The sequence below is a fragment of the Aedoeadaptatus nemausensis genome (assembly GCF_903819165.1).
In the GTDB taxonomy this organism is placed as follows: Bacteria; Bacillota; Clostridia; order Tissierellales; family Peptoniphilaceae; genus Aedoeadaptatus; species Aedoeadaptatus nemausensis.
Window position 1 is genome coordinate 101,762 of record NZ_CAIJCS010000019.1, and the last position, 12,301, is coordinate 114,062.

Below are 12,301 nucleotides of genomic sequence, written 5' to 3' on the forward strand. Positions count from 1 at the left end.
TCCTAAATCACTGTCGGATCGACGGGATAATCCCCGTCAAAGCATGCTGTACAATATTTGGAAATTTCTTTCTTACCGGCCCTTACGAGACCCTCCTCCGAAATAAAAGCGAGGGAATCGGCGCCGATGCTCTTTTCAATCTCTTCCACCGATTGGTTGGCGGCGATTAAATTCTTGCGATTGGGCGTGTCGATTCCGTAGTAGCAGGAATACTTTACCGGAGGCGAGGTAATGCGCATATGCACTTCCTTGGCTCCCGCCTCCCGCAAGCGATTGATTAAATTGCGGCTCGTCGTGCCTCGAACGATGGAATCGTCCAGCAAGACGATGGATTTCCCCTTCACTACATCCCCTAAAGGATTGAGCTTCAGCTTCACCGCCATATCCCTTTCCTTTTGGGTCGGCTTAATAAAGGTTCTGCCCATGTAACGGTTCTTCACAAGCCCTTCTCCGTAGGGAATCATCGACGCCTGAGCGTAGCCGATGGCGGAAGGAATGCCGCTGTCGGGAACGGGCACCACGAGATCCACATCGCAGGGTGCTTCGTCCCATAAAATCTCGCCGCAACGCCTTCTGAAAGTATAGGCGTTAATATCGTCAAGAGTGGCGTCGTTACGGGCGAAGTAGACGTATTCGAAAATACAATTCTTCGCCGTAGCAGAAGATTCGAAGCGATCGGAGCGAATACCGCTCTCGTCGATGACGATGATTTCGCCCGGCTCCACATTTCGAGTCATTTCGCCGCCGATAATTTCGATGGGCGCATTTTCACTGGCGACGATGACATCCTCGCCGTCTTTTCCCAAAACCAAGGGGCGGAAACCGTGGGGATCTCTAAAGGCCACGACCTTATCTTTAATAAGCGCCGTAACGGAATAAGCCCCCTTGATGACCTTCATGGTCTTTTTTATCGCTTCCACAATATCCCCGTCGTAGTAGCGGGTGATTAAGTAAAGAATAACCTCCGTGTCGTTGGTGGTTTGGAACATCATGCCTTCTTCTTCCAGGCGTTCCCGCAAAATTTGGTAATTCACCAAATTCCCGTCATTGGCGAGGGCGATCATTTCCCCGCCGATAAAACCCATAATGGGCTGAATATTGTAATCGTGGCTCCCTTCCGCCGTGGAATAGCGCACGTGGCCGATGCCGATAGTGCCGGGAAGATCTCGTAAATTATCTTCTGTAAAAGCATCGATCACAAGACCCATAGATCTTTTTCTTCGAATCTCTTCTCCGTCGTAAATGGCCATACCTGCTGCTTCCTGCCCTCTATGTTGCAGGGAGTTCATTCCGTAAAACAAACTCGTACTTACTGTCGATTGACTATAAATTCCTATAACGCCACACATTCGTCGTAATCGATCCTTTCCTAAGTATTCTGTTTTAACTTTCTTCGTCCTGCGAAACCCTTAAACTCCAGACTTTTTTACCTCCTAAAAACACAAAAAGAGATACGGGTGCCGTATCTCTTTCAAAAACCGATCCCGAGACCGGACATGGAATTGCAAAACAATTGGGAAAACGTAACCTTAGCCGACTTTTCAGCGTATGCGTCGCCCTTTGCTCTGCACAACAACTGAATAAGCCGATTAATCATTACATACCCCCTTAATTCAGCTACATTGTACCATAATTACAAAGACTGAACAATTAAGAAGCGAAATAAATCCTCTCATTTTCCCTCCCTTGCCTCGGAAAAAAGAGCGTGTCATAATGGACATAAGCAAATGGAATAAACATAAATTGGAAAGGATCCCATATGTTAGGAATTATCGACGTAGGCGGCGGCATGCGCGACGTATTCGGAGCGGGCGTCATGGACTATTGCTTGGATCGCGGCATCTCTTTCGATTACTGCCTCGGCGTTTCCGCCGGAGCCAGCAATTTAATCGGTTATCTGGCGGAGCAAAAAGGCCGCTCCAAAACCTTTTACACAAATTACGCCTTTCGCGACGATTACATGGGTGTGAAACATTATAAAGAGACGGGAGACTTCATCAATCTCCATTACATCTACGGCACCCTCTCAAACCACGACGGCGAATATCCTCTGGATTTCGAAAAGGTTCAAGATTCCCCCGCCGAGTTCGTCACCGTCGCCACCGACGCTTTGACGGGAAAAGCCACTTACTTTACGAAAAGTGACTTATCGCAGGATCACTACGGCCCCATCGCCGCCTCGGCCTGCGTACCCGTGGTCAATCACCCCATGGAGTTCAACGGATGCCATTACGTGGACGGGGGCATCGCCGATCCCATCCCCATCGATAAAGCGCGAAAAGACGGCGTAGACAAAGCGGTAGTCATCTTGACGCGCCCGAAAGATTACTTCCGGAGAGCCCGCCGCGATCTTTACTTCGTCCTGCGACTCAGAAGAGAATATCCGACCCTCGCCCGTGCCCTTTACAAGCGGGCCGAAACCTATAATCGTCAGCTGCGCCAAATATTAAAAGACGAGAAGACACTGATCATCGCGCCGGAATCCACGCTGAATATGAAGACCCTGAAATTAGATCTGGAGAAAATGAACATCCTCTACGACGAAGGCTATGAAAAAGGCGCCCTGATTGAAAAATGGCTTTCGAAATAAACCTTATAAAAATTTAAAACAAATAGAATATAGACCCTCGGGAGCCCCCGCAAACAGGCTCCCTTTTTATTTCTCAAAATCCTTGGGGAACAAAAAGCTTGTTTCCTGAGTATAAAAACGTCAGTAACTTAATGTCGACCCTTCGATTTAATTTTTAATCATGAAAAAACTTCGTATTCTTACAAAAATATATCCACCGGGGAAAAATCCTCGATGGATATTTTTTAATTATTCAATTCCGAAAATTTAGCGTGCCACCCGATTGTCGTCTTGAATAATGCGCAACCAGGTTTCATTTAATCTACCCTTTGCACGACGGTAATTGTGGGTGTTGGCCGCTTCCATCACCTCGTAATAAGCCCAGTGGCTTTCATTGATATCGGTGAAGCGAATAACGTCCTTCTTAACCCCTGCCATACCTTCAAGAGTGACGCCGCGATCGGCATATTGATTCAGCATTCTCGCCGCTTCCGCTCTTTGAATATAAGCATCGGGCTTGAAGCTTCCGTCGGGATAACCTGCAATACGGCCATTGCCGTAGGCTTGGTTAATAGCGGCTTCAAATTCGTGACCCTTTACATCTTCAAAAGGCGCCACTTTATCATTCTTCGTGTCGATATAATAGAGGGCTCTCGCAAATTCCCCGCGGGTAATGGGTTCGTTAGGGCGGAAATTGCCGTTCTTATCGCCGAACATCAGATCCTTCGCCACCATGACATTAATGGCGGAATTATACCATCTGGAGGGCGTGTCTTTGAAGTCGGGCTTTTCCTTATTGCTTAAATCCAACTCTGCCAAGCGGGCGATCAAGCCTGCCGCTTCGGCGCGGGTGATTTGCCCTTCGGGACGAACGGATCCGTCGGGATAGCCGTAGAGATACTTGTAATGGCGTCCCGTTTCCCATTGGCCGCTCGGATCCTTCGGCTCGACCTTTTCGAGAATCAGGTAATTGCCGCCATTATCCGAAGGAGCGTCGGGGGTGGGTTGATTCGGTTTGCTCGGGTCTGCTGGAGTTGTACCGCCTTCGCCCGGAGTCGATGCCTTATCTTTCCATACGGCTTTTACTTCTGTATCGCCGTTGACGGTGATTTTGTCTCCGGGTTTCTTATCTTCTTCGCCTACTTTCCAGCCGGCAAATTCTTTATTTTCCGGAGCGGTAAAGCCGTTTTCAGGTAATGTGTACTTTTCATTTGCTTTTTTCGTCACACTATCCATGGTACCCGAGCCACCATTTGGATCGAAAGTAACATCATAGGTCTTCGTAGCTGCGGCTGTAAAGACGTTGTTGCCAGCTGCTGCCACGAAATTGTTGGCATCATTAGCATCTTGACCCTTCCAAACAAGATCGGTGTATCCTTCATCAGCTTTCTCGTCAATTAGTTCGAATATGTTTTTTTGCAAGGTTGGATGTTTATAAGTTGATAAATCGGTGCCCGGTTTTACCTTATATTCTTTATAAAGCACCGGATTATCCTTATTACCTTTTGTTGTCTTTGTAACTTCTCCGGAATTTGGATCCTTATCCTCTACCTTGACGCCTTCACCGAGTTTAAATTGAACATTCAAAGCGTCATCCGGTAAGTTTTCCTTGTTTGCCGGTGTTACAAGATTGCTGACGTATAGCATTTGGTCTGCTACTTCTATAAAAGAACCATCATCAAAAGTAACTTTAATTTTACCTGTGAAGTCACCTTCTTTAGAAGTGCTTCTCTTTTCTTCAGTCACATCTTCAAATGTCGCACCGTTTAAAAGTTTATCAACATCTTCTTTTTTTGTATCGTCTTTAGCTTTTACGCCGTCTTTCCAGTTGAGTTCATCGCCGACCCACTTTTTCATAACTACCGGTTCGATACCGCCTAGGGCTTCGACAAGAATTGCTTTTGTTACTTTAAATTCAGCTGGGTCTGAGGTCAAGGCATCTTTGTCGTCATCTGCAATACCGCCCTTGTCGGTTACAGTAGCAGTTACATTCGTGGCGCCTTTTACCTTAGATATTTCAAGAGAAACTACACCATTTGCATCAACAGTGCCTTCGCCTTCAGTAATAGACCAATTTCCATCATCAGCCTTGGTAGCTTCAATAGTTTTACTTGTGTCATCTGAGTCTGTGTAGGAAATTGTAATTACATTGGCGTCTGTGTCTACTGCTTGTGCATTGATGGTGATCTTTGTCTTATCGGATTCATTTACTTTAATTTCAGGTGCATCCGGCGCAAGGTTTTTTACAAGGTCTTTTGCCGGGATTGTTGTTTTTGCTTCAGCTCCATCGTTTAACTTATATGAACCATCTGCATTTGTTTCCGGAACAAATTTATAATCATTGTCCGGGTCCCAAGTACCTGCTACATCATTACCACTAAATATCTTGGCATTGCCGCTGTCATCAATTTGTATAACTGCCGGCACTCCATCCCAGTCTCCAGTTCCGTTTGGTAATTTAGATACGCCATCCACTGTGTTTGCAATTCTAATAGCTTTGTCGATAGCTTCTTTATCTTCTTTTGTCGGGTTTCTGGGGTCTCTGACATCTGTTTTTTCAGGACTTGCCAATTTTACAGTTGTTGTTTTACAGGATTTAAACTTATGAGGTTCTTTTACAGCAACGCCAACCACTTGGTTCAGATCTAATCTTTCACTCTCCTGCAAAGTATAAATAAAACTTCCATCGTCATTTACTGTTAGACTGATGGGTTTTGAGGAGTTTTTTGTTGTCGTACATTTGCCCTCGCTGCAGAAATGTGTTCGATCCCCTTCACCAACTTTGAGAATCACTTCTAATTTTATATCTGTAAAGGGCCGTTCGCCATCCAACTTCCCTTTGATTTCTTTATCAGTTACAACAATATTATTAATATTGATGCTTCTGGATGTTTCTGTAACTTGTTTTACGTGTAATTGTTTGGCTTCAATTTTTTCAGTTTTTGAACCATCAGTATAGATTACTTCAAAGTAAGCATTACTGGTCCCATTAATCGAAAACTTAATTTCTTTAAAGTTTGTAGCTATACTAGGGTTTACATCTTTCAACATTTGAACGGCTTCCGCCTTTTCATCGTCATTCACAAGATTAGAGGAAGTATCTTCTATCCAAATGTCGCCTTGCGGCATTTTAAGTGTATCTTTATATTTGAAACTTAAAGAAGGTTTTGCATCTGCAGTTACCTCCGGTGATTTATCATCACCAAGTTGTTGGTAGACCGTAACTTTATCTCCCTCTGCAACTTTAACTCCTTCAGGTAAGCTTACAGTCCATCTCTTCCCGCGTGCAGGTGTAACGGATACATTGGCTTTTTCCGCACCATCTTTATCCGTTAATTTTACATAAACCGTCGCCCGTAGAGTCTTTTTATCAACTTTCTCTCGATGTAAGTTCCCCCCTGAAATGGTTGTGGTTCCATAAAATACATCATTGATTGTCGGTGTCGGTAACTCACCTGCCGCATTTACTTCCACCGCGCCCATCACATTGGTGAAGAGCATGACGAAAGCTAAAAAGGCAGCGCAGAATGATTTTAATATTCTCTTCCTCGCTTCTCTATCTTTCATTCTTCCTTTCCTCCTTTTTTATCACACGTATCAGTTTAAAAAACTGCACATTCATCCCTATAATTCCCATATTACTCAGTTTTTTCAATTCATTCAAGGGCTTGGGGCTTTATATTTTTCAGCCCCTCCCTTTGTTTTTGTTTTCGCCGACTTTTATTACTGCAATTTATTTCTTTTCGAAAAAGAACCTTTGGTTTCTCTTCTCTTTTGCGTGTTTAAAATCTATCGGTTACATCGAAAGGCAACGCCGTAAAAAGTTTAATTTTTGTCTAAAATGTTTTTTTACAGCAAAAAGCCCCGGCATTCGAATCTCTTGATTCGATTTTCGGGGCTTTCTTTTTATTCCGGTTCTATGGGCGTTTCCAGTTCTTCATCATCGAAAAAGTCCGTTCCTTCATTGGCGTTTCCCTGAAAGGTGCCGAAGGTGGAAATGTAATTTTCTCCATCGACGGTGTAGTGGACTTCCACTTGCAAATATTCCAGGAAATACTTCTCGTATTGGCGGCTGTAGCGCTTGGTGGTATAGCTGTACCCTAAATCTCCCTCGTCTTTTAATTCGCCCGTAATGATTCTCGTTTTTTGAGGATCGTCGTGATGGGAGGCGTGGGCGATGATTTTAATCGTCGCCTTCTCCGGCTTTACGGGCTTTTTATTTTTCTCGAATTGAACGAAGATCCGCGCCTTTTTATTTAGGTCGATGCAGGGAATGTCCCCTTCGATCTTGCCATCGATTGTATCCCGCACTTTCGAGAGTTTGTCGTCCGTCAGGGCGATATAATCTTTCTCTTTAAAGGTTCTGATAATGGGGTTCCGCTCATCCCATGCAATGGTCGCATCCATTCGAATACCGTCTACGGTTTCGTTGCGCACAATGTTCGGCGTTGGCGAGAAGACATAGGACACAAAGACCGCAAGGGTCGCCCCCGCCGCTAAGATCATCCAGAGGACGATCAAAATTTTCTTTTTCATGCTACCCCTCCTTTCGGTTTATTTTATCAATCCCCTTTTTTCGCCGCAATAAAAAACCGGCGCAAGGGCCGGTTCTTTACAGATTTAATAAATGGCTCGCCACTTCGAAATAAACGAGAAGGGCGAAGGTGTCTACTAATGTGGTAATAATGGGTCCCGCCATTACCGTGGGGTCCACATTGATTTTATCCGCAATCAAGGGGAGCATGCCCCCTATAACTTTAGAAAGGGTCACCGTAATTAAGAGAGTAAGGGATACGGTGAGCTTAATGGCCAATGTTTCCGGCCCCAAAATGGTCATGCGTATAAAATTGACGACGACGAGGACAAAGCCCGTCATAAGCCCGACTCGCGCCTCTTTCCATATGACATTCAGCGTATCGGCGAAGGTAATATCGCCTGTATATAGGAAGCGAATGGCGGTGGTAGACGCTTGGCTCCCTGCGTTTCCGCCGGAGTCCATGAGCATGGGAATGTAGGCGGTAAGGGCGACGCTCGCCGCCAAAAGGGATTCGTAGCGCTGAATAATGAAGCCCGTCATGGTGGCGGTAATCAAACAGATGATGAGCCAGGTGGTGCGGTCTTTTGCAATGGCGAAGATGGAGCGGTCCAAATAAGAATCGTCCGACGATTCCTGAATACCGTGGATATTGGAAAGGTCTTCTTCGTATTCTTCCCGCATAACGTCGATGGCGTCTTCCACCGGTACGATACCGATCAGGCGGCCTTCGGAGTCCGTAACGGGAATTTCCGAAAGATCGTATCGGTAGGCGATTTTCGCGACGATCTCCTGGTCGTCCGTCGCCTCGATGGAGCCGGGCAGGGGCTCGAGTAAATCTTCCAATACACTGTCCGGCGATCTTAAAATATCTGCCAGGTAAACATAGCCCAGGAGAACCAGTGATTTATCCGTTACCCAGATTTGCTCCAGTTTGTCGGCATCGAGATCCGAGGAGATGACCCGCTTCAATACATCTTCGCAAGTGCTCGTGGCTTTTGCCGATAAAAATTCCACGGTCATAATGGAGCCGACGGAATCTTTCGGATAGCCTAAGAGGCGGTTGATGACTCTTCTGCGATCGCCGACGACGAATTCGTCCATAACGCGGCGCACCATATTGGCGGGGAGTTCCTGAAGCGTGTCCACCAGCTCGTCCTCGTCGAGTTCGGTGATGAGCTCCTCGACATCTTCATCGGAGAAACGCTCGATGATTTCACGCTTTTTATCCCGATCCATTTCGGCGAAAGTATCCGCCGCCAAATCTTTATCTAACAATTTAAAGCGCAGCATGATTTCCTTAACGCTCATCTCGTCGAATGATTCCGCAAGGTCCACCGGGTCCATGTGGTTGATCTCCGATTGGAGAGAGTTAATTTCGTCAATGTCGTAATTACGTTTCATGTCATCCCCCCTTTTTTTATCAAGAAAAAAGGATCGAGGGCTCCCAATCCTTTTTCATTCGTTCTGTATGAATAGCCAAATTATACCATAGGCGACGAAAAGAAGATAGTTTTCCCCAATTTATCCCGATCCGCACAAAAAAACAGACCGACCGGAGTCGATCTGTTTTTGTTTTACCTTTTTAGTTGTCGCCTAATTGGTAAATGATTTGTGCCAGTTGAGCACGTGTAAATTGTCCTTTCGGCATAAAGGTGTTGTCTCCGTTTCCGTGTAGGATTTCGTAGCGGCTCATGTGCATGACCGCTTCTTGTGCCCACTTGGGAATGGTGTTGAAGTCGGTGTATTGGGGTGTCTTTTCGCTTTCTTTCAATTGAATGTTTAAAGCTTTGGTGTATCTGTAGAGGATAGTAGCCATTTCCGCGCGATCTAATGTTTTATCCGGCGCGAAGTTTTGCTCGCCCACTCCGTAGACGATTTTGTTTTCTGCCGCCCACGCAATATAGGGGTTGGCATAGTCTCCTGCTTTAAGATCTTTGTAAGAAGCTGTTTGATATTTGCTCACATCCACTTGGGCGTAGCGTCCCAGTACGGTGACATATTGTGCCCGGGTAATGGGGAGATCGGGCATGAAGACTAAATCGCCCGCAATGTCGTTGAAGTAGCCTTTGTTCAATGCGTTTCGAATAGCGGTTTCGCCCCAGTGTCCGGCAAAATCGCTTTTTGCTTGGGGAGCTTTTTGAGGCTTCGCCGGGCTTTCGGCAGGTGAACTTCCTTTCGGTGTAAGATTGAGCCAGTTCTCTTTCGAGGTGCCGCTGTCGGGTTTTGTTTCGGGCGTCGGTTGTGACGGATGGTTCGGCTTTACTTCCGCCTTATTTTTCCATTTCGCCGTAATGGTCATGCTTTCTTTCACTGTTATTTCTGTGCCGGGTTGCATGGTGTGTCCCGCTACGATCCAGCCTTCAAATTCTTTTCCTGCCGGGGGTTCCAATCCGTTTTGCGGCAAGGTGATCTTGTCGCCTCTTTTTACTTCGAGGGCTTGTAACATGCCTTTTCCGCCTGCTTTTTCGAAGTCGATCGTCACTTTTTCCACAGTTTTCGCATTTTTAAAGATGGAGGTGAGGATCAGATCGGTTTTGACATCGATCACTTCGCCCGGTTGGCGTAAATCTTTCAGTTCTTTATCTTCTTCCAGGCGTGCGCTGCGATACTTCCTATCGCCGCGAGTGTTAAAGGCGTTGGCTTCTTCTACGCGCCAGCCTGCAAATATTTTTCCCGCCGGCGCTTTAATGGCGCACTCAGGCAGTGCCATATCTTCGCCTTTGGCGACCTTTATGGGCGCCATGGTACCCGTGCCTTCGCCGGAGTTGATTTTGATCGTTACCACGGCGTTCGGCATTTCCTTAAGGTTCTTGTCTTTAGGATCGAAGGAGACGATCTTTACCGTTGTGTTCCGCGCGTAGTCTTTTGCGACCACTTTGATTTCGTAGGGTGCGACGCCGTAGGTTTCCAGCTTCGTATCGGCAGAATAAGGCTTGCCGTTAATAAAGATTTCTTTTTCCTGGATTTGGCCTTTTTTTCCTCCTGTGCGCTTATCCGTAACGTTCACGTAAAGCTTTTTATCGTTACCATAGGGGATGGCCTGTGCATTGTCTTCGGCATTTTTCGTAATGGTAACCGTCGGCTTCACATTGTCCAGATAGAGATGGTATTGACTGGCGAGGGCTCTTTGGATGATCTTGCCTTCGCTGTCTTTTATGTCGCCGGGCATGCCGTTGCCGGAGTAATCTTTCGCCGCCCAATCCAAACGGTCGCCGTCTTCAAAGGGAATTTTTACTTCGAAGGGTCGGCTGTTGTCGCTCTTCAGATCGCCGTAGATCAGGTACTCATCGACGATACTTTCGTTGATGCGCAGGTGCCAGTTAAAGCCGCCTTTGTCGCCGACCACGCCTTTCATTACCATGGGGCTGGTGCGAAGGAAGAGGTTGTTGTCGGGGGTGGGATTAAAGTAGTTTTTATCCATGTCTAATTGCACGGCATCTTTATCGAAGTAGACACATTTTCCTTTTTCCGAAATCAGATTGTCTTCTTTCAGCACGACTTTTCCGTCGACTTTTACGGCATTGCCTTTTGAATCTAAGTCGATTTTGTAGATCTTGTAGTTCAGATGGTTGAAACCCTGCAATATATTGACGTGGAGATTTTCCTGTTTGCTGAACTCTTGTCCCGGAGCGCATTTGCTTGCGTCGCTGTAATAGATTTCAGATCCCAGGGGCTTTAGTCCGTTTTTGCCCGGGTTGATGGAGGTGATTTGAACGGCGTAACCTTTATAGATTTTAAGGTCTTCCCGCATTCTGAAGATGGGGTTTCCGTTCACATCCTTATCGGCGACGACTTTGCCTTTTAAGTCGCCGTTGTCCAATTCTTCCACGTCGCCGATTTTGGATTCGACGGGATGAAGGATTTTTTTATCTTCTTCTTTTTTCTTTTCTTCGGGCATTCTGAAGAAGATCTCCTTGCTCTTTCCCTGTTTATCTTCGACATATAATTTAATATCCCGCTCGAAATTGGTTCCCTTGTCGTTATTGACATCATCTTTGTTTCCGTAGAAGTCGAAGGAAAGGGTGTCGGTTTTGTCGTTGTAATCGAAGGTCATGACTTCGGCGCGCTTATTGGTCTTCATCATGGTCGCCGATTGGTAATACATCTTAGCGCTTTTCGATACATTTTTCAGCGTACCGGAGATGCGGAAACCACCGTCCTGATCGGGGGTGATTTTTCCCACATAGCCTTTTTTCTCCAAACCCGCCATGGTTTCCTTGGCGTATTCCATATTCGTTCCATCTTCATAGAACAGAGGATTGCCATCGGCATCGAGTTTGCCGTTAAAATCGCCGTAATCGGTGTAGGGTTTTTCTTCGCCTGTAATAAAGTCGTATTTATTATATGTTTTCGGCTTCGGTATGCTCCGTAAATCGGAATCTTCTAATTTTCCTGTAGTGGAATGTGTTTTGTCCAAGACGATTTCAGGTGCGCCTTCGACCTTTTTGTCGTTTTCTTCTTTTTCTTCCGCCGGTTTATTCTCGAGGGGTGCATTTGTCTTCAGCTTGTTGCTCTCGATGGCATATTTATCATTTGCCTTGTATGCCTCTTCATCCTTATTTGCCTTTTCGTTAATTTGATAGTTCAGCTTACCGTCTGTAAGATTTTTATCGAATTTTACGCGGAAAGTGTCGGAGAAGTTGGCGGCGCCGTCAAGTGCGGCAAGTTCCAAGGTCTTGCCCTGAAGATTGCTGTTGGCGCCTCGAATAACGTAGCGTGTTTCGCCTTTTATAGGATCGTAGCCTTTGTTGATCACCTTCAAATCGGGCTCTTTGATCAGGTTCCCTTCTTCGTCGACAAAGGAGGCTCCTAAGAACCAAAGTTTGTTGGCTACTTCTTTAAAGGCCGCCGGATTTTTGATCTGATCGTAATTAAACCAGGTCTTAGATTTGTCCGGGTGTTGGTGATAGCTGTCTTTCGCCACAACCTTAATTTCATCGGGATCGGAACAATCGACGGAGAGGATTTTCGGCGCCGTATTGTCGACCTTTACGGGAATATAGGATACTTGATAGGGGTAATCCGGCGTGAGGCGGTATTGGAATTTGTAGAAGTATTGACCTTCTGCAAGGGGGGTTAGACCGGGTTCAATATATTCTCCATTTAACTGCATCGTTTTCGGCGAATATACTTTGCCGTCCCATTGCATTTCGGGGAATACTTTCATTTTAGACTTTTTCATACCTTTAGCCGTA

At 45.9% G+C, this 12,301-nt stretch carries 7 protein-coding genes; 1 reads left to right on the plus strand and 6 read right to left on the minus strand.

Annotated features, from left to right (window positions below):
• Positions 1–2: 2 nt before the first annotated feature.
• Complete coding sequence (gene purF, locus PEPTYR26121_RS05070) at positions 3–1,349, minus strand: amidophosphoribosyltransferase (RefSeq protein ID WP_180499894.1); 1,347 nt, start codon at positions 1,347–1,349, stop codon at positions 3–5.
• Positions 1,350–1,471: 122 nt separating this feature from the next.
• The gene (locus PEPTYR26121_RS09205; protein WP_281359987.1) at positions 1,472–1,597 is read right to left on the minus strand and encodes a hypothetical protein; all 126 of its coding nucleotides are present in this window, start codon (positions 1,595–1,597) and stop codon (positions 1,472–1,474) included.
• 162 nt (positions 1,598–1,759) lie between these two features.
• On the opposite strand from PEPTYR26121_RS09205, the gene PEPTYR26121_RS05075 reads away from it, so the two are divergent.
• Positions 1,760–2,590 carry a patatin-like phospholipase family protein gene (locus PEPTYR26121_RS05075; RefSeq protein WP_180499896.1) on the plus strand — a complete coding sequence of 277 codons (831 nt, stop codon included), beginning with the start codon at positions 1,760–1,762 and terminating at the stop codon, positions 2,588–2,590.
• Between the two features lie 246 nt (positions 2,591–2,836).
• Here the strand turns inward: PEPTYR26121_RS05075 and PEPTYR26121_RS05080 are convergent, their stop codons facing one another.
• The 4 genes from PEPTYR26121_RS05080 to PEPTYR26121_RS05095 form a co-directional block, all read right to left on the minus strand.
• Positions 2,837–6,136 (minus strand): S-layer homology domain-containing protein, encoded by a 3,300-nt coding sequence (locus PEPTYR26121_RS05080; RefSeq protein WP_180499898.1) that lies wholly within the window; start codon positions 6,134–6,136, stop codon positions 2,837–2,839.
• A gap of 339 nt (positions 6,137–6,475) precedes the next feature.
• Positions 6,476–7,105, minus strand: a complete 630-nt coding sequence (locus tag PEPTYR26121_RS05085; protein WP_180499901.1) for a hypothetical protein — start codon at positions 7,103–7,105, stop codon at positions 6,476–6,478.
• Positions 7,106–7,181: 76 nt separating this feature from the next.
• Positions 7,182–8,507, minus strand: coding sequence for a magnesium transporter (mgtE, locus tag PEPTYR26121_RS05090; protein WP_180499903.1), 1,326 nt, complete (start codon positions 8,505–8,507; stop codon positions 7,182–7,184).
• Between the two features lie 181 nt (positions 8,508–8,688).
• Positions 8,689–12,288 (minus strand): S-layer homology domain-containing protein, encoded by a 3,600-nt coding sequence (locus PEPTYR26121_RS05095; RefSeq protein WP_180499905.1) that lies wholly within the window; start codon positions 12,286–12,288, stop codon positions 8,689–8,691.
• Between the last annotated feature and the right edge of the window lie 13 nt (positions 12,289–12,301).